This window comes from Buchnera aphidicola (Meitanaphis elongallis) (assembly GCA_039830015.1).
Taxonomy (GTDB): Bacteria; Pseudomonadota; Gammaproteobacteria; order Enterobacterales; family Enterobacteriaceae; genus Buchnera_B; species Buchnera_B aphidicola_AU.
In genome coordinates this window covers 567757-586398 of sequence record CP140033.1, presented here as the reverse complement: position 1 = coordinate 586398, position 18642 = coordinate 567757, and the positions used below count along the sequence as shown (strand labels likewise).

17 protein-coding genes and 2 tRNA genes are annotated in these 18642 nt (G+C 25.2%); 13 read left to right on the top strand and 6 right to left on the bottom strand.

Annotated features, from left to right (window positions below):
* Window positions 1-1406: 1406 nt before the first annotated feature.
* From miaA to dut, 8 genes are all read left to right on the top strand, one after another.
* Entirely contained in the window at window positions 1407-2354 is a 948-nt protein-coding gene (miaA, locus tag U0T58_02655) for a tRNA (adenosine(37)-N6)-dimethylallyltransferase MiaA (GenBank protein ID XBC42277.1), read from the top strand.
* 296 nt (window positions 2355-2650) lie between these two features.
* Entirely contained in the window at window positions 2651-3847 is a 1197-nt protein-coding gene (hflK, locus tag U0T58_02650; GenBank protein ID XBC42276.1) for an FtsH protease activity modulator HflK, read from the top strand.
* A 3-nt stretch (window positions 3848-3850) separates the two neighbouring features.
* On the top strand, window positions 3851-4831 hold the full coding sequence (gene hflC, locus U0T58_02645; protein ID XBC42275.1) for a protease modulator HflC: 981 nt from the start codon (window positions 3851-3853) through the stop codon (window positions 4829-4831).
* 51 nt (window positions 4832-4882) lie between these two features.
* Window positions 4883-6175, top strand: a complete 1293-nt coding sequence (locus U0T58_02640) for an adenylosuccinate synthase (protein XBC42274.1) — start codon at window positions 4883-4885, stop codon at window positions 6173-6175.
* A gap of 234 nt (window positions 6176-6409) precedes the next feature.
* On the top strand, window positions 6410-6760 hold the full coding sequence (gene rpsF, locus U0T58_02635; GenBank protein XBC42273.1) for a 30S ribosomal protein S6: 351 nt from the start codon (window positions 6410-6412) through the stop codon (window positions 6758-6760).
* Between the two features lie 74 nt (window positions 6761-6834).
* On the top strand, window positions 6835-7062 hold the full coding sequence (rpsR, locus tag U0T58_02630) for a 30S ribosomal protein S18 (GenBank protein ID XBC42272.1): 228 nt from the start codon (window positions 6835-6837) through the stop codon (window positions 7060-7062).
* 29 nt (window positions 7063-7091) lie between these two features.
* Complete coding sequence (rplI, locus tag U0T58_02625) at window positions 7092-7556, top strand: 50S ribosomal protein L9 (GenBank protein XBC42271.1); 465 nt, start codon at window positions 7092-7094, stop codon at window positions 7554-7556.
* A 475-nt stretch (window positions 7557-8031) separates the two neighbouring features.
* The gene (dut, locus tag U0T58_02620; protein XBC42270.1) at window positions 8032-8499 is read left to right on the top strand and encodes a dUTP diphosphatase; all 468 of its coding nucleotides are present in this window, start codon (window positions 8032-8034) and stop codon (window positions 8497-8499) included.
* A gap of 62 nt (window positions 8500-8561) precedes the next feature.
* On the opposite strand, the gene pyrE is transcribed toward dut, so the two are convergent.
* Complete coding sequence (gene pyrE, locus U0T58_02615; protein XBC42269.1) at window positions 8562-9203, bottom strand: orotate phosphoribosyltransferase; 642 nt, start codon at window positions 9201-9203, stop codon at window positions 8562-8564.
* A gap of 28 nt (window positions 9204-9231) precedes the next feature.
* Window positions 9232-9304: transfer RNA gene (locus U0T58_02610), tRNA-Ile, on the bottom strand.
* 183 nt (window positions 9305-9487) lie between these two features.
* Here U0T58_02610 and U0T58_02605 point away from each other — a divergent pair.
* Window positions 9488-9560 (top strand) — tRNA-Asn (locus tag U0T58_02605).
* A 97-nt stretch (window positions 9561-9657) separates the two neighbouring features.
* Window positions 9658-11091: an exodeoxyribonuclease I gene (sbcB, locus tag U0T58_02600; GenBank protein ID XBC42268.1), complete on the top strand. Its 1434-nt coding sequence runs from the start codon at window positions 9658-9660 to the stop codon at window positions 11089-11091.
* A 96-nt stretch (window positions 11092-11187) separates the two neighbouring features.
* Here the strand turns inward: sbcB and murI are convergent, their stop codons facing one another.
* The 3 genes from murI to mutY all read right to left on the bottom strand — a co-directional run bounded on the left by murI (window position 11188) and on the right by mutY (window position 13413).
* Window positions 11188-12000, bottom strand: a complete 813-nt coding sequence (gene murI, locus U0T58_02595) for a glutamate racemase (GenBank protein ID XBC42267.1) — start codon at window positions 11998-12000, stop codon at window positions 11188-11190.
* A gap of 94 nt (window positions 12001-12094) precedes the next feature.
* Complete coding sequence (locus U0T58_02590; protein XBC42266.1) at window positions 12095-12340, bottom strand: oxidative damage protection protein; 246 nt, start codon at window positions 12338-12340, stop codon at window positions 12095-12097.
* 20 nt (window positions 12341-12360) lie between these two features.
* Window positions 12361-13413 (bottom strand): A/G-specific adenine glycosylase, encoded by a 1053-nt coding sequence (mutY, locus tag U0T58_02585; GenBank protein ID XBC42265.1) that lies wholly within the window; start codon window positions 13411-13413, stop codon window positions 12361-12363.
* A gap of 115 nt (window positions 13414-13528) precedes the next feature.
* Here mutY and trmB point away from each other — a divergent pair, with 115 nt between their 5' ends.
* Complete coding sequence (trmB, locus tag U0T58_02580) at window positions 13529-14245, top strand: tRNA (guanosine(46)-N7)-methyltransferase TrmB (GenBank protein XBC42264.1); 717 nt, start codon at window positions 13529-13531, stop codon at window positions 14243-14245.
* Between the two features lie 880 nt (window positions 14246-15125).
* Here the strand turns inward: trmB and U0T58_02575 are convergent.
* Window positions 15126-15794 (bottom strand): YggS family pyridoxal phosphate-dependent enzyme, encoded by a 669-nt coding sequence (locus U0T58_02575; protein ID XBC42263.1) that lies wholly within the window; start codon window positions 15792-15794, stop codon window positions 15126-15128.
* Window positions 15795-16136: 342 nt separating this feature from the next.
* Between U0T58_02575 and leuB the strand changes: the two genes are divergently transcribed.
* Together leuB and leuC are read left to right on the top strand one after the other, a co-directional pair.
* Window positions 16137-17237, top strand: a complete 1101-nt coding sequence (leuB, locus tag U0T58_02570) for a 3-isopropylmalate dehydrogenase (protein ID XBC42262.1) — start codon at window positions 16137-16139, stop codon at window positions 17235-17237.
* A complete protein-coding gene (gene leuC / locus U0T58_02565; protein XBC42261.1) occupies window positions 17234-18637 on the top strand; it encodes a 3-isopropylmalate dehydratase large subunit in 1404 nt (467 codons plus the stop codon). Before leuB ends, leuC begins: the two co-directional genes overlap by 4 nt.
* The last annotated feature ends 5 nt before the right edge of the window (window positions 18638-18642 follow it).

The following is an 18642-nucleotide window of genomic DNA, read 5'->3' as shown; positions in this document are numbered from 1 at the left end:
TATTTCTGTTGATAGAATATTTTAATAAGTTCTTTATATTTAGATGACATATTTTTAGGAATTATATTAATAATTTTAAATTTATTTTTTTTAGTAAGCTTTTTATTGAAAGTGTAGAATATTTGAATATGTTTTAAGTTAATGAAGTGCGATGAAATTGTTTCGTTATTTGTGGTTGTCTAATTATATAATTAGCTTGTATTTAAAATATAATAAGTTTACCGGAATAATTATTATATAGATTTGAATTACTATAAAATAGAATTAATATTTTTAGTAGACTTTTTTATGAATGATGTGATGTTTATTAATAATAATAGTTGTGATGATGTGCATGTTTTTGGATTGGGTTATTATGTTTATATGAAAGGTTGTATGATAAATAAGCTTAATACTGTTATATTAACATATGAGTATATTGCTGATAATAATATTTTTAGATGTATTATTTTTCAGTAGTTAGAGAAATAGCGTTATAAGAGTTGTATTTTACATAAAGTTTCTGTATGACATTATATTTTTAACTAATTTTTATGAATTAGATGTTAATATATTTTTTAAAAAAAGTAAGCGTTTTGTGTTTGAGTAGGATTAGTTCATAGTTTTGTATGTTAATTTATTTTATATTTCATAAAAAGAAATATATTTTTATTTGTTTTATTTTTTAAGTAAAATATTTGTTTGGATTGTATGCAAAACAAGATAGGTGTTGTAAAATATTTTTTCAAATGGAAATAATCAGTTGATACATTAATATCTATAACATTATAACATATTAAATAACAATTTAGTTAGTACATTAATATTAAATTGTTGTGATGGAATAAATTGTTGTAATATATTTTTTGTTAGTAAATATTGTATTTTATTAGATAGTTTTCTTAAAATTGTTAATTTTTACTATTAATCGTTAAAAGAACAGAACACTGTTTTCTACAGTTTTTTATGGAAGATATTTTTGTATAAGTCAAGATTAAAATTAAAAACAAAAGATTATAAAATCCATTTAATTGAAGTATTGTAATATGTTTTATTTTATTATTTTTTGATTAGGAAGTAGTGTAAGATTTTTTTATATAGAAAGTTGTCATTTTAGATCAAATTAAATGATTTTATTTTAGTATATTTAAATTTTGTTTTATGCTTTTTACATTTTTTTAAAATTTTAATAACATTATTTTATTTATGTTAAGTTTTAATTTTTAGAAATGGCACGAAGATATTTAAGTTGATTACAAACATTTTCAACAATATTAAAATTAATATTTTATATCAAGATTGATTATTTACAAATTATAAAATTATTATCAGAACGTAAAATATGTTTAATCAAACCTTTTTAAATTATCTTATTTTAAAGTTTTTACGGAAAATTGGTATTGGTTTTAAATTAAGTATATTAAAATATGATTATTAAGCGTGTAATATCAGATAATCCGTTAGTAATATTTTTAATGGGTCCTACTGCTTGTGGTAAAAGTGAACTTGCAATGCAATTGAGGAAATTAATTCCAGTGGAATTAATTAGTGTTGATTCGGCATTAATTTATCGAGAAATGAACATTGGAACAGCAAAACCTACAGATTTAGAGTTATTACATCACCCGCATTATTTAATCAATATTAAAGATCCTACAGAAAAATATTCAGTAGGTGAATTTCAAAAAGATGCTTTAGAAAAAATAGCATATATATTTTCTGTAGGGAAAATACCTTTATTAGTTGGAGGCACAATGTTTTATTTTAGAACATTGTTAGAAGGATTGCCACAATTACCTCCTGCTCATCGTAATATACGTTTATTTTTGTATTCGATGCATAAAAGAAATAAAAAGGTTTTATATAATATATTAAAAAAAATTGATTTTGAATCAGCTAAACGTGTTCATCCTAACGATTTACAGAGAATCTTAAGAGTACTAGAAGTTTTTTTGGTATCTGGAACTACTTTAACTGAGTTAACTAAACTTAAAAATTATAATTTTCCATATAAAGTTATACAATTTTCTATTATGCCAAAGAACCAAGAGTGGTTGATGAACAGTATACGTGCACGTTTTGAAAAGATGTTGTCGCTTGGTTTTCAAAATGAAGTTGAATATTTGTTGAATCGTGGAGATTTGAACATTAATTTATCTTCTATGCATTGTGTAGGATATCAACAGATGTGGAATTATCTTGTAAGAAATTTAAGTTATGATGATATGATACATCAATCTATAGTTGCTACTAAAAGATTAGCTAAAAATCAATTAACGTGGTTAAAACGTTGGAAAAATTTGCATAAATTTGTAAACAATAATAATTTAGATGATTTGTGTGAACAGATCATTAAGAGACTTGAATCTTTATAGTATGAATATTTTAACGTATATTGTATTTTATTATGCCTATATATAAATGTGTTTAAATATTTATTTAATTTTTATAAGTTATTTCTAATAACTTAGAGTTATCATATCGATAATGTTATTTTAAAAAAAATTATATACTTTTGATTTGCATTTCATTTACAAATAGAAATTTTAATAGTAGTCGAATATTATAAAATAAAATGAAGTTAACAATTAACTTTAAAAATTTGGTATTGTATATAATTTTATATAAAAGTTTTTAGATGTAAAATTAAAATAATAAGATGGAGATAAATATGGTCTGGAATCAGCCAAGTGATAACAAACCTGAATTAGATCCTTGGAGTGATAAAAATCGAACTTCAGATAATATTAAAAATAAAAATAATGGATTTTTTACTTTAACTGAATTAAGAAAGTTATTTTGTTCATTAAAAATGAAAACAAGATCGTTTTATCATAGCTCAGGACCATTAAAATATGTTAATAATCCTATAGTATCAATGATTTTAATGATTGCATTTATTTTGATAGCTAATGGTTTTTATACCATTAAAGAAGCAGAACGTGGTGTAATTACACATTTTGGAAAGTTTAGTCATTTAGTAGAACCTGGATTAAATTGGAGACCTGTGTTTATTGACCAAGTGATTCCTGTTAATATTAAATCGGTAAAAGAATTAGCAACATCTGGAATTATGTTAACGTCCGATGAAAACGTTGTTCGAGTAGAAATGAATGTACAATATCGTATTATTAATCCATCACAATATTTGTTTTCTACAATTAATCCTGATGATAGCTTAAGAGAAGCTACTGATAGTGCACTGCGTGGTGTTATAGGTCATTCTACTATGGATAGAGTGTTGACTGAAGGTCGAACAGTAGTTAGAAGTGATACGCAAAAAGAAATAGAGAAAACAATAAAGCCTTATAATATGGGTATAACTATATTAGATGTAAATTTTCAAGCAGCTCGCCCTCCCGAGGAAGTAAAATCTGCTTTTGATGATGCAATTGCTGCTAGAGAAAATAGGGAGCAATATATAAGAGAAGCAGAAGCTTACGTAAATGAAGTGCAGCCTAAAGCTAATGGTAAAGCACAACGTATTTTAGAAGAAGCAAGAGCTTATAAATCTCGTATAATATCAGAAGCACGAGGAGAAGTAGTTAGGTTTTCTAAAATATTACCTGCTTATAGAGCATCAAAATTAATTACTATAGAGAGATTGTATATTGAATCTATGGAAAAAATATTTAGTAACGTTAAAAAAATATTTGTTAGTAAAAATGTGTCATTATTGTCTTTAGATAATTTACTTTTAAAAAGATATTCTTTACCAGAGAATTCTAAACATCGTTTTATTCATAAAAATATTTTTAGTCAACAAAATCGTAATAATGTTATTTCTAATGTACCTCGTAAAAATATAGTTGATCAGAAAAAAGAACATTCTTGTAGAGTTGATATTTTAAGAAAAGGACGAGAATAAAATATGAATAAAGTTTTTGTAGTAGTTGGTAGTATGATATTTATTTTTTTATTTTTATGCTTGTTTATTGTTCAGGAAGGACAGAGAGGTATTATATTACGATTTGGTAAAGTATTACGTAATAGTCAAAGTCAACCTATAGTATATAATCCTGGTTTGTACGTTAAATTCCCTTTAATTGATACTGTAAAAATGTTGGATTCTAGAATTCAAACTATGGATAATCAAGCGGATCGTTTTGTTACAAGAGAAAAAAAAGATTTAATTGTAGATTCTTATATAAAATGGAATATTAGTGATTTTAGTCGTTATTATTTAGCAACTGGAGGAGGTGATATTGCTCAAGCAGAAATATTATTAAAACGTAAATTTAGTGATCGTTTGCGTTCGGAAATGGGGCGTCTTAATGTTAAAGAAATTGTTACTGATTCTAGAGGAAGATTAACTACTGATGTGAGAGATGCGTTAAATACTGGAAGTGTAGATTATGCTTCTGATAATACGAAGAAGCAAAATGAATATATGATGTTAGATATTAAAAAAAATAAATATAATAAAGTATTGATAAATACTAATAGTATGACTGAATTAGGTATTAAGGTTATTGATGTGCGCATTAAGCAAATTAGTTTGCCAATTGAAGTATCTGATGCAATATATAATAGAATGCGAGCAGAGCGTGAAGCTGTTGCTAGAAGTCAACGATCTAAAGGTCAAGAAGAAGCTGAAAAATTAAGGGCCTCTGCTGATTATGAAGTAACTAAAGTATTGTCAGAAGCGCAGAGACAAGCATTAATTATAAGAGGTGAAGGAGAAGCTACAGTTGCTCAATTGTTTTCTAGTTCTTTTAGTCAAGAACCGAGTTTTTATAGTTTTATTCGTAGTCTTCGTGCCTATGAAAATAGTTTTAAGAGTGGACGAGATATTTTAATAATAAATCCAGATAATAATTATTTTTTTAAATATATGAAAAAGTTTCGATAATGTTAGCATATTGTTTATGTTAAATGAGTGTGTAAAATAGGTGATTATTGAATGACAAAAGATAGCATTGTTATTTTGGGTACTCAGTGGGGAGATGAAGGAAAAGGAAAAATTGTAGATTTTTTAACTGAAACAGCAGATTATGTTGTTCGATATCAAGGAGGACATAACGCTGGACATACATTAGTTGTGGATGAAAAAAAAATTGTTTTGCATATTTTGCCTTCTGGAATTTTGCATAATAGTACTGTAGCTATAATAGCTAATGGTATGGTTTTATCACCTGTTCATTTTTTAAATGAAATTAATATGTTAAAACAGCATAATTATAATGTACAAGATCGTATTATTATATCAGAATCATGTCATTTAATTTTCAATTATCATATTGCTATGGATATAGCTAGAGAAAAAAAGCGCGGAAAATATTCTATTGGAACAACTCAATGTGGCATTGGACCTGCTTATGAAGATAAAGTAGCTAGAAGAGGGTTGCGTGTAGGTGATTTACAAGATTGGTCTTTTTTTTCTCGTCAGTTAAGAGATAATGTGGATTATTATAATCATCAATTAGTAAGTTTTTACCATGCTGATGGTATTGTTTATCAAGATATTGTTAATGACATATTTAAAATAAAGAATTTTCTTATAAAAATGACTGATGATGTTTCGAGAGTTTTAGAAAGTGCTAGGCTTAATAATAAATTAGTTGTGTTTGAGGGAGCTCAAGGAACCTTGTTAGATATAGATCATGGCATGTATCCATATGTTACTTCTTCAAATAGCATTTCTGGTGGTGTATGTATAGGTTCTGGAATAGGACCATCTAATATAAGAAATGTTTTGGGAGTTGTCAAATCATATTCTACTAGAGTTGGAAACGGTCCTTTTCCAACAGAAGTTTATGGTGATTTAGATACTCATTTTTGTATTAATGGAAATGAATTCGGTTCTACTACAGGTAGAAGACGTCGTACTGGTTGGTTAGATACCGTATTACTTCAAAGATCTATAAGTATTAATTCTATATCTAAATTGTGTTTAACTAAGTTGGATGTACTAGATAATTTAAAAAAAATTAAAATTTGTGTAGGTTATGAAGATAAAGAAAGTGGTTTTAAATATAGGAAAATTCCTTGTTGTTATAAAGATTGGAAAATGGTGAATCCTATATATGAAGTAATGGAAGGTTGGGATAATAAAACGTTGGGAATTACTAATTTTTATGATTTGCCTATTTTAGCTAAACAATTTATTTTTAGAATTGAAGAAATATTAGGTATTTCTATTGATATAATATCTACTGGTCCGAATAGACGTGATACTATTGTCAGAAATATATAATATTTAAAGCTAGAATTTGTATATTTTGATTCTAGCTTTAAATGCTGTTTAATATTTATTTTTATAATTGATTTTGTATATAATATTGCACTTATATTGACTGTTTATCTTTATATTGAATGTTTTTAATTATTAATGTATATTATAAATTTAGTTTTTGTGGTTTATTTAGTTCTTTATGACGATAATATTATTTTTCTCATAAGAATTAAACAAATTATGAGGGATCTTTCTGTGAGACATTATGAAATAATATTTCTTCTTCATCCTGATCATAGTGAACAACTTCCAAACATAATTGAACAATATAAGAAATTAATTTTTGATGATCAAGGTAAAGTTCATAGACTAGAAGATTGGGGAAGACGTCAGTTGGCATATGCTATTGGAAAATTACATAAAGCACATTATGTATTAATGAATATTGAAGTATCTCCACATTTAATTAAAGAGTTATCAGATAAATTTCGATTCAGTGATATTATAATACGAAACATTATCATATGTTTAAAAAAACCAATAACGGAAGCATCTCCAATGGTTCGTTGTAGAGATGATAAAAAGTTAAATAGTGAAGTTCATTAATTTTTCAATTATAATACGTTTTATAGTAATGTAAGTTTTATTTTTAATTTTATGATTACATAGGATATTTTATTATGGTACGTTATTTTCGTCGTCGTAAATTTTGTCGGTTTACTGCTGATGGAATTAAAGAAATAGATTATAAAGATATTTCTATATTAAAGAATTATATTACAGAAAGTGGAAAGATAGTTCCTAGTAGGATTACAGGTACTAAAGCAAAATATCAGCGTCAGTTGGCTCGTGCGATTAAGCGAGCGCGTTATCTTTCTTTAATTCCTTATACAGATCAACATCAATAACATTAAAATAATTAGAGGTTATTTCGTTAATGCAAGTTATTCTTCTTACTAAAGTAGAAAATTTAGGAAATTTAGGTGATATAGTGCGTGCAAAGCCTGGTTATGTGCGAAATTTTTTAGTTCCATTTGGAAAAGCGATGGTGGCTACTAAAATCAACATTGCACTAGTTTTAAAGAAAAAGGAAAAATTAGAACAAAAAATATTGGAGAAATTATCTTTAGCTAAGCTTCGTGCTGAAAAAGTTAAAATGGTAACTCAACCAGTTGTCATATTTTCTAAATCTAGAAAAGAAGGTAAACTATTTGGTTCTGTAGGATCTCGTGATATTGCTGAATTGTTATCTAGTTTGAGCGGAGTAGAGATAAAAAAAAGAGAAATTTTTCTTTTAAATGGAGTGTTTCGAAAAATTGGTGAGTATAATATAGTGTTTAAACCTCATCATGATGTTGCGGTAACTATTATGATTAATATTGTTTCTAAGGAGGAAACATAATTGTTTTAAATAAAACATAGATATATTATAAATATGTGTAATGGGTTGAGTAAATGATATTCTTTGTTTCACAAAATATTTAAGCTTGGAATATGTTTGCTAAAAGATTAAATAATATTATTGCTAATGTGTATGAAATAAGTACAATTAAACACAATTAGTAGTTTTTATGAAATAATTTTAATTATTTATTTTTTATTTGAATAATGAATTTTTATATGAAAAAAGAACTTAATTTTGTTTTGACCTTCATATTAGATAGGTTTTATATATTTTTGTAATTACGTAATGAATGAGACATTTATAGTTATATGGTTTATTTTGTGAATTTTATCTTTTATAGTTTTTTGATTTTGTAAAGAAAAATCAATTAAATTAAATATTATTAAAGGAAACTATTAACATTTTTTATTTCTATATTTTATAGATAAATGTTTATTTTATTAAAAAATTCAATGTACTAAAGTGTTGTAATATGAAAATTAATATTGATATTAAGATTTTAGATTCTCGTATAGGTGCTAAATTTTCCTTTCCAGATTATGTTACTACGGGATCGTCAGGTTTAGATTTAAGAGCATGTATTGTATCTCAAGAAGAACATGTATTACCTAATACTACTGTTTTATTACCTACTGGAATAGCTATACACATAAAAGATCCATTTATTGCTGCTTTAATCTTGCCAAGATCAGGTTTAGGACATAAAAATGGTATTGTATTGGGTAATTTGGTAGGGTTAATTGATTCTGATTATACAGGTCAGATTATGGTATCTATGTGGAATAGAAGTACTCAACCATTTGTAATAACTTCTGGTATGAGAATAGCTCAGATGGTTTTTGTGCCTATTATTAGACCTATTTTCAATATTGTAAACACATTTTCTATTGGAAATAATACTAGAAAGAGTAAAGGATTTGGTCATTCGGGATTAAAGTAATTTATAATTTTGTTATAAAAAATTGTATTTAAATAAGGTATGTTATTAACGATTTATTGTAATCATTTAGTGGGTAAAATAAGTATATCTTTTTTATTATCTATATAAGAACATAAGTTTTTATTGTTTTTTATGTAGTAAATGATATCTTGAATATTTATTATAGAAGTAATTTTTATATTGTGTTTTTTTTTCGTAGTTTTAAAATTAATGTTTTTATTTTTCCTTCTGTCTAAAGCAACTATAACATTTAATGTTAGATTGTTATCAGTTGAATAAGATTCAAGAATATTTGCTATGTTTTGTATAGATGATCCAGAAGTGATAACGTCATCTAATATAAGCATGTTTTTTTCTAGGAACTTTCCAACAAACATTCCTTGTTCTCCGTGATTTTTGATTTCTTTTCTATTAAAACAATATTTAACGTTAATATTAAAGTACTTATTTAATGCTATTACTGTAGATATAACAATGGGAATACCTTTGTATGCTATTCCAAATAGTGCGTCATAGTTAGTTTTGTTTTTAATGATAGTTTTAGCATAAAAAAAACCTAGTTTTTCAAGGTCATTTCCTGAATTGAATAAACTAAAGTTAAAGAAAAATGAACTTTTTTGCCCTGATTTAAGTACAAAATTGCCGAATTGCAATATTTTTTTTTCAAAACAAAATTGAATAAATTTTTGTTTCCAATTATTCATTCTGTTATTCCATTTTTTAAAGATTTTTTGGCCCTTGCCGGATTTGAACCAGCGACCAAGCGATTATGAGTCGCCTGCTCTTACCACTGAGCTAAAGGGCCTTATAAGGTTTTACGGACATTATTAAGTTATATATTTATATGTTTTACTCATATTTTTCAAACAAATTTTAGAAAAAATTTGTTTGAAAAATATGAGTATACATTATTTTTAGTTAAAAATATATGTTTTCTAAAATTTTAATTTTATTGACAAAAAAATTTTTTTTTGTTAAGATTTTGTTTTCCTCTGTAGTTCAGTTGGTAGAACGGCGGACTGTTAATCCGTATGTCACTGGTTCGAATCCAGTCGGGGGAGTTTTTAATTTTTTTATTTTAATTTTCTAAGTTTATGTTAATAATATTGTCATTTAGTATGTTGGACTTTTATTTTACATATATTAATATTATAAGATATGAGTAAAATTTTAAAATCAAATAATTGTACTTTCTTATTTTATGATTATGAAACTTTTGGGATTAGCCCTGCTTTAGACAAACCTGCTCAATTTGCGTGTATTCGTACCGATTTAAATTTTAATATTATTGAAGTTCCTATTGAATTTTTTTGTTATTCTTCTATAGATTATTTGCCAAATCCTCAATCTGTTTTAATTACTGGTATTTCTCCTTGTCACGTAAAACAATATGGCTTAAATGAATTTGAATTTGCATGTAAAGTTCATGAACAATTTAAGATTCCTAATACTTGTATTATTGGTTATAACAATATTTATTTTGACGACGAGATTACAAGAAATATTTTTTATCGTAATTTTATAGATCCTTATGAATGGAGTTGGAAAAATGGTAACTCTAGATGGGATATTTTAGATGTATTACGTGCTTGTTATGTATTACGCCCAGAAGGAATCAATTGGCCTGTTAACGTTTATAATAATTATCCAAGTTTTAAATTATCTGACATATCACAATCTAATAAAATTAATCATGATCATGCTCATAATGCTATTAGTGATGTATATGCTACTCTTCAAGTGACACAATTATTAAAAGAAAAACAACCTAAGTTATTTAGTTATTTTTTTAAACATCGAAAAAAAGCGCAGTTGTTAAAGATTATTGATATATGTAATATTAAACCTATGATTTATATATCTCGATTTTTTGGTTCATCAAAAAAAAATTTTGGTTTAATTGCTCCGCTTTTATGGTGTTCAGATAATTTAAATATATTAATTAGTTTTGATTTAACAAAAAATGTCGAGAGCTTTTTAACATATTTTTCTAATGTTACTGCTAAAACAGTAAAATATAGCGAAATGTTTGATAAAGGAATTATATTAGTTCATATTAATCGTTGTCCTATATTAGCTCCTGTTGACGTCGTTAATTCTGAAAATATGATATATTTAGGAATAGATTATGTAATGTGTAAAGAAAATTTGTTATTGATACGTAATAGTACTTTTTTAAAAAAGAAATTAGAAATAATTAATAGTGATATTTCAAAATCAAATTTTGAGAACGTTGATCTGCAAATGTATGATGCTTTTTTTGATAGTTCAGAGAAGAGATTAATACGAGTAATACATCAATTGTTAAAAAGACGTGTTTTTGATAGGAATTTATTTATTTCGAGCAAAAGAATTAGATCATTGCTAATACGTTGTATAGCTCGAAATTATCCTTGTATGTTAAATGAAAAAGAGAAATGTATATGGAAAAAACATTGTAATGCGATTATAAATAAGGAGAGTATATATGAATATACAAAAAATATTCTAAATTTATTAGAGTTACATAAAAATAATTTTAAAAATGTATTGTTGTTGAAGGATTTATTAAAATATGCATTTAGTATTGAAAAAAAAGTTTATAATATTTAAAGTTGTTAGATTTTTGGAAGCATATTAAATAACTTATTTTATTATTCATTTAAGTAAATAGTTTTTATGTATAACTTTTCATATTAAAATTTTTGTTTATATACAAAGTGTTTTGAACTTTAAAAAGTCATATTTATTGAATAAGCATGATAAAGGTATATGATGCGTAATAGGTTTTGAAAAAAAGGCAATATGTTGTTTTTTAATAGTGTTTGTTTTTAAAACATTATAAATGTTTTTTGGTATAATAGGACTGGAATCTACTATGTTAATTTTTTTTGAAAATAAACGCTTTATTTCTTTTTTTAAGAAATTAAAATGTGTACATCCTAATATAATCGTATCCGGAGTGCTGGATTCATAATGCCATGGTTTTAATATACTATTAATTGTTTCTATTTTTATAGAGTTATATTTCAATTTTTTTTCTACTATTCTCACTAATTTTTCATCATGTAATGTTTTTATAGTAAAATTTTCAGACATCGACAAAATTTTTTTTTGTATGTCATGATTATGAATAGTGATTTTAGTTGCGAGAAGACCAATAACTTTATTTTTAGTAATTTTAGTAGCTTCTGCTATATTTGGAATGATACCGATAATGGGAAAATTAAAATTATTTTTTAAAATTAATAAGCTTGTAACACTAATTGTATTACATGCGAGTATTACCATGGTAACGTTTATTCTGTTAGATATTAAATCAATTATTTTTAAGCATCTTTCAATAATGAAATGTTCTTCTTTTTCTCCATATGGAAAAGCTGCATTGTCACATGCATAAATATAATTTGCATTTGGGAAGTTTTTTTTCATTTTTTTATAAATAGATAACCCCCCTAAACCTGAATCAAATATTAACATGTTGCATGCTGCGTTTTTTTGAAATTTGATTTTAAAATTCATAATTTTTCACAATACTATTTTGATAAAAATTTATATATTTTGATGGATAAAAATTATTTGTATGTGTTTTAAAGAACGTTAGTATAATATTTTATTATACATTTTTTTTTTGATGAAAAAGGAAATCTATCATGTGTAATTCTAATGTTTTTCGATCGTTTACGTCAATCATATTTAATTTTTTTTCATTGATTATTTTTGTTTGTTGAGACATCCATTGTTTCCATGCTAATTCTGAAATATTTTTATAAATCTTTTCTCCTAATTTACCTGGATATGGTGGTTTTTTTAAACTAATAGCATATTTTTTTAAAAAATAGCAAAATACGTTTTTATTCATAAAAAGTTAGGTCCTTAAAATTAAGTATTAAAAAAGAAATGTGTTTTAAAAATTTTTTGTATAGGTGATGGAAATCCTATACATGAAGGTTTTAAAATGTTTAACCAAATATTACATTGAGATTTGGTATCAACTAAGAATGGTGTTTTTACTTCAATGCGTATAGGTATACACAATAGTTGAAGATGTAAAAGTTTGTGTAAAAATGATGGAAATATTTCTTGATTTTTAATTGTAATTTTTTTTCTTTTTATCCATCTTAAAACGTCTTTTTGACTATGAAATATTGGAAAACAATATAATCCTTTCCATATGTTATTAAATTTGTGTTTATTTAAGAAAATGAAATGTTGATGCTGAATGATTAAGAAAAATATGTTTCTTTTTGTTGTAACTATTTTTCTCTTAATTATTGGATATGTGGACCAATCGTTTTTTATATAAGATGTACATTTTTTATTTATAGGACATATATTACATTTTGGTTTGTGTTTTGAACAAATTAGAGATCCTATGTCTATCATAGCTTGATTAAATTTATTTGTATTATATATTGGTGTTATCAGTTCCACTTTAGACCATAACTTTTTTTCAATTTTTATTGATGTATTTGCATGTATACTAAAATATCTTAACAACACTCTTTTTATGTTTCCATCAAGAATACAAGCGTAAAAGTTGAATCCAAACGACAAAATAGCACCTGCTGTAGTTCGACCTATTCCTGGTAATCTAATGATATCAAAAAAATTATTTGGAAATTTTCCGTTATAATTTTTTATAACAATTTTAGCAGCACTATATAGGTTATGTGCTCTAGTATAGTATCCTAACCCGCTCCATATTTTTAGTATATCATTTATAGAAGAATTTGCCAAAACATGAATATTTGGAAAAGTTTTTACAAATTTTTTATAGTAAGGGATTACCGTTTTTATTTGTGTTTGTTGTAACATAATTTCAGATATCCAGGTATGATAAGGACTGTTTTCTATTTTCCAAGGTAAATCTTTTCTTCCATTTTTATGGTACCAATTTAATACTAATTGTGGAAAAGAAAGTAGTGAGTTCATAGTATATCCATATATTTTATACAACATTAAATGGTTATATTTAATGTTGTATAAAATAGTAGTGTATTATAATAATATTAAAATAAATTAAAAATGTTCTTTTGAATATTACGATATGATAGCAGATAATATAGTTACATCAAAATACAATGAAAATGGTACTTATTTACGAGGCGTACATAGTTTTGTATCTAGAAGTAGAAAATTGAGTGGTAGTAAATATAACTTTTTGAATAAATATTGGCCTAAATTTGGAGTGAATTTTCAATCAACATATTTGAAGATAAATAATATTTTTTACGCTAATTCTCCAATAGTTTTAGAAATTGGATTTGGAATGGGTGAGTCTTTATCAAATACTGCTTTAAAAAATTTATCTAAAAATTTTTTAGGTATTGAAGTTTATTTACCAGGTATTATATCATGTTTAAAACATATTCGTGCGTATCGTTTAAAAAATGTTCGGATTGTTTATCATGATGCAGTAGAAGTATTAACTAGTATGATTTATGATAAAAGCATATCTAAAATTCAAATGTTTTTTCCTGATCCGTGGCCTAAAAGACGTCATTGTAAAAGAAGAATTTTTACAAAAAATTTTGCTAAACTTATATTTAGAAAGTTAGTTCATAATGGAATATTACATATATCTACTGATTGTCAATCGTATGCAGAAGAAATTGTTTCTATAGTGCGTAGTTTGAATACATGCAACAATTTATTCAATAGAAATGATTATAATGTTGGGTATAATTTTCGTCCTATTACTAAATTTGAAAGAAGAGGGATGGATTTAGGACATACTATATTTGATTTAATATTTAAATTTTGAAATGTTTTAAATAATATTGATACTTATGTAAATATTTTATTTAAAAATATTTTTAAAAATAAATAAAACAATTTTTTAATGTTCTTGATTTTAAGTATTTATGTAAAACAAATTACAGTTATATAATATAATTATATATTGTAATTAATACATTCTTTGAGATTATATTATATTATTTTATTAATTTATATAATTTAAATAAATTTTTTAAGGATATTATATATCTTGATATGAGATGGTTGAATATTTATATGCTTGTATTTATAAAATTGTAATAATTTTATTTGTTGTTATATTTTATTTCTATTATGGTGTTTAGTATATATTCTAAAATATACATAGTGATGTTTTCAGAACATAAGTAGTGTTTTCATATTTAATTTTCAAAATAAAACAAGTTTTAATTTTGATATTAAATTAAGTATTTTAATATGTATTTGAATATTAAAGTGGTGATAAATATTTTAGTTTGATAAGTTCTATTCTAAGTATTTTAGATAATTAAGAATTAAATTAAAATTTATGTTGTGTATATTTTGTTGTACTGTGAATGATTGCAAATTTATTGTATTTGTTAGTGCATTTTGAATTGAAAACATGTGTTTATAGCGGGTAAATTTATGAAATTCAAAAATTTAAAAATATTTTAATGTTGCTTAATATTATTTTATAACAATTTTGTATGATTTTTTGAAACAAATATTATTTGTTTTGTAGTGTTTATTAAGATATTTGTATCAACATTTTATTTAAATGCATGTAACATATATATGTATGAATTTTAAAAACAATATATGTAGTTAATTATTACAATTAGGTTAAAATTAGTACATGATGGGTTTTATATAATTCATAAATGTACAATGTTAGAGAAGTCATATTAGTCAAAGATGTATGATCCTATTCTTATCAAAGTACTTCCAGATATTATAGCAGCTTGCATATCGTGACTGGTTCCTATGGATATAGTGTCTACGTCAGGATGTATATCTTTCATGATGGAAAAATATAATGGTACGTTTTGGTATGATTTTACTTGATCATTGTAATGAATAAATTTATAAGGCATACCCATTACACCACGTAAATTTAAATTTTTTAATAGTATTATTTTCTTTATTAAATTTTTAAAATTATTTATATTTATTTTTGATATAGAAAAGTTATCTCTAATGTCTATTTGTATTAAAATATTTAATTTTGGAGCAATGTTATATCGATGTTTATTTAATTTTTTAGCTATTTTTTCGTTTTTTACAGTATGACACCAATCGAAATTAGTAGAAATTATACGTGTTTTGTTGGATTGAATATGACCAATAAAGTGCCATTTAATGTTTTTAAAGGTTTTAATTTTAAATAAACTTTCTTGTATGTAATTTTCTCCAAATTCATATTGTTTGCATAAAATTGCTGTTTTTATTTCTTGAATAGATCGTGATTTGCTGACTACTAATAGTTTTATTTTTTTTTGAGGAACATAATATTTTTTTCTTATAGTAAGAATTTTTTCGTGTATTTTTTTTAGATTTTCTTGTATTTTTAACATAAATATTGTTACGTTGTGATGTTTTGTTTATGAATGTAGTATTTTAAAAATGTGTAAAATATTATATGTTAAATGTTAGTTATTTAACAATATTTGTTAGTAGGAATTGTATAAATTAATTATAAAAATATTTTTACTACAACTTTTAATATATTAGTATCATTTCATAGTAAATTTAAATACTAAAACGTAAAATAATATGATGGATTTCAATTTTTACATTTAAATACATTGAGAATGTATATATTTAATTCAATTTTTTAAATCTACTCTATAAAATATTTATGTACTAATTGTCATTAGTGTTAAAAACGTATTTAACATAAGGAATTATGATTATATATGACTCGAAAATATAAAATTGCTATTTTACCAGGTGATGGAATTGGACCTGAAATAATGAAGGAAGGATATAAAGTATTAAAAGTTATTAAGAACAATTTTTGCATGGATATTCAAACAAAAGAGTATGATGTTGGAGGGATCGCAATAGATAAATATGGTATTGCACTACCTAAAAGTACATTAGATGGATGTATATGTTCTGATGCTATTTTGTTTGGTGCCGTTGGAGGTCCAAAATGGAATGATTTACCGTCTCATTTACAACCGGAAAGAGGAGCTCTATTACCTTTGCGAAAACATTTTAATTTGTTTGCAAATTTGAGACCTGCTCAGTTATATCATGGATTGGAAGAATTATCTCCTCTTCGTTTTGATATAACTTCGAAAGGATTTAATGTTATATGTGTACGTGAATTAATAGGAGGTATTTATTTTGGAACTCCTAAAGGTGTGAAGCACATAAATTCTAAAAAGTATGCGTTTGATACAGAGATATATTATCAGTATGAAATTGAAAGAATTGCTCATATTGCATTTAAATTAGCTTTAACTAGAAAATGTGTTTTGACTTCTATTGATAAAGCTAATGTATTGGAAACCTCTGTGTTGTGGAGACAAGTAGTTAATAAAGTATCTTTAGAGTATCCTACAGTAAAATTATCTCATTTATATGTTGATAATGCTGCTATGAGGATAATTAGTCATCCTGAACAATTTGATATAATTTTATGCTCTAATTTATTTGGTGATATACTTTCAGATGAGTGTGCGATTATTACTGGTTCTATAGGATTATTACCTTCAGCTAGTTTGAATGAAAAGAATTTTGGTTTATATGAGCCAGCTGGTGGTTCAGCACCTGATATTCAAGGAAAAAATATAGCTAATCCTATCGCGTTAATTCTTTCAATAGGTATGTTGTTTAGATATAGTTTTCAATTAGATGCAATAGCAGATATTATTAACGAAGTAGTACATGAAGCTTTAAGTTTAGGTTATCGAACAAAAGATATATCGAATAGTAACAATTATTTTTCTAGTACTAGTGAAATGGGCGATATTATCTCTAATTTGTTATCTTGCAGAAGAATAAAATGAAAAGAACACTTTATCAAAAATTATATGATTCTCATATAGTGTGTGAAGAAAAAGGTCAATCTCCGATTTTATATATAGATTTGCATTTAATACATGAAGTTACTTCTCCACAAGCGTTTTATGAGATGCGCGTTAAGAATAGAACATTAAGACAACCTAAAAAAACATTTGCTATTATGGATCATAATGTTCCTACAATTAGCAGAGACATGGATTGTGCAACTAATTTAGCTAAAATACAGATGAATGCGTTAACAGAGAATTGTAAAGAATTCAATATTAAATTATTTGATTTAAATCATCCAAATCAAGGTATTGTCCATGTTGTTGGTCCCGAGCAAGGTATGACTTTACCTGGAATGACTATAGTATGTGGAGATTCACATACATCAACACATGGAGCTTTTGGTACATTGTCTTTTGGTATTGGAACATCTGAAGTGGAACATGTATTAGCTACACAGACATTGAAACAAAATCGTTCAAAAAATATGAATATAGAAATACGCGGGAATATTGGTTATGGAGTAACAGCAAAAGATATAATTTTGTTTATAATTAAAAGATTAGGTACATCTGGTGGATCTGGATATGTAATAGAATTTTCTGGAGATTTAATTCCACGTTTAAGCATGGAAAGTAGAATGACTATATGTAATATGGTTATAGAAATGGGTGCAAAATCTGGAATTATTGCTCCAGATAAGATTACTTTTAAATATTTAAAAAATTGTAGATATGCTCCAAAAGGTAAATATTGGGAAAATGCATTGTTATATTGGCGTTCTTTGTATTCTGATATAGGAGCAGTGTTTGATAAAACAATAGTATTAGATATTTCTGCTCTTTCTCCTCAAATTACTTGGGGGACTAATCCAAGTCAAGTTATTTCTATTCATGAAAAAATTCCATGTCTTGATTCTTATAATGATGTTCTTGAAAGAGATACTGCAGAACAATCATTGAAATATATGGGGTTAGAACCAGGAATGCATTTGATAGGTTTACCTGTTGATAAGGTTTTTATTGGATCATGTACTAATTCTAGAATAGAAGATTTACGTTGTATAGCAGAGATTATTCGATATAAACGCGTTTCTAAAACTGTTCATGCTATTATTGTTCCTGGATCTGGTATGGTAAAAAGACAAGCAGAAAAAGAAGGATTAGACAAAATTTTTATTCGTTCTGGATTTGAATGGCGTCATCCTGGATGTTCTATGTGTTTGGCTATGAATGGTGATTATTTGAATAATCAAGAGCGTTGTGCTTCAACTAGTAATAGAAATTTTGAAGGACGTCAGGGTAGAGGTGGAAGAACTCATTTGGTTAGTCCAATAATGGCTGCTGTTGCAGCAATCTCTGGCTGTTTTGTAGATGTTAGAAACTTTTCATATTAAAAATT

Coding starts and splice junctions, on each gene's coding strand:
- sbcB (XBC42268.1), top strand. CDS start 9,658: ATGAGTAAAATTTTAAAATCAAATAATTGTACTTTCTTATTTTATGAT.
- trmB (XBC42264.1), top strand. CDS start 13,529: ATGATAGCAGATAATATAGTTACATCAAAATACAATGAAAATGGTACT.
- leuC (XBC42261.1), top strand. CDS start 17,234: ATGAAAAGAACACTTTATCAAAAATTATATGATTCTCATATAGTGTGT.
- U0T58_02575 (XBC42263.1), bottom strand. CDS start 15,794: ATGTTAAAAATACAAGAAAATCTAAAAAAAATACACGAAAAAATTCTT.
- dut (XBC42270.1), top strand. CDS start 8,032: ATGAAAATTAATATTGATATTAAGATTTTAGATTCTCGTATAGGTGCT.
- leuB (XBC42262.1), top strand. CDS start 16,137: ATGACTCGAAAATATAAAATTGCTATTTTACCAGGTGATGGAATTGGA.
- rplI (XBC42271.1), top strand. CDS start 7,092: ATGCAAGTTATTCTTCTTACTAAAGTAGAAAATTTAGGAAATTTAGGT.
- murI (XBC42267.1), bottom strand. CDS start 12,000: ATGAATTTTAAAATCAAATTTCAAAAAAACGCAGCATGCAACATGTTA.
- U0T58_02590 (XBC42266.1), bottom strand. CDS start 12,340: ATGAATAAAAACGTATTTTGCTATTTTTTAAAAAAATATGCTATTAGT.
- pyrE (XBC42269.1), bottom strand. CDS start 9,203: ATGAATAATTGGAAACAAAAATTTATTCAATTTTGTTTTGAAAAAAAA.
- mutY (XBC42265.1), bottom strand. CDS start 13,413: ATGAACTCACTACTTTCTTTTCCACAATTAGTATTAAATTGGTACCAT.
- hflC (XBC42275.1), top strand. CDS start 3,851: ATGAATAAAGTTTTTGTAGTAGTTGGTAGTATGATATTTATTTTTTTA.
- miaA (XBC42277.1), top strand. CDS start 1,407: ATGATTATTAAGCGTGTAATATCAGATAATCCGTTAGTAATATTTTTA.
- hflK (XBC42276.1), top strand. CDS start 2,651: ATGGTCTGGAATCAGCCAAGTGATAACAAACCTGAATTAGATCCTTGG.
- rpsR (XBC42272.1), top strand. CDS start 6,835: ATGGTACGTTATTTTCGTCGTCGTAAATTTTGTCGGTTTACTGCTGAT.
- U0T58_02640 (XBC42274.1), top strand. CDS start 4,883: ATGACAAAAGATAGCATTGTTATTTTGGGTACTCAGTGGGGAGATGAA.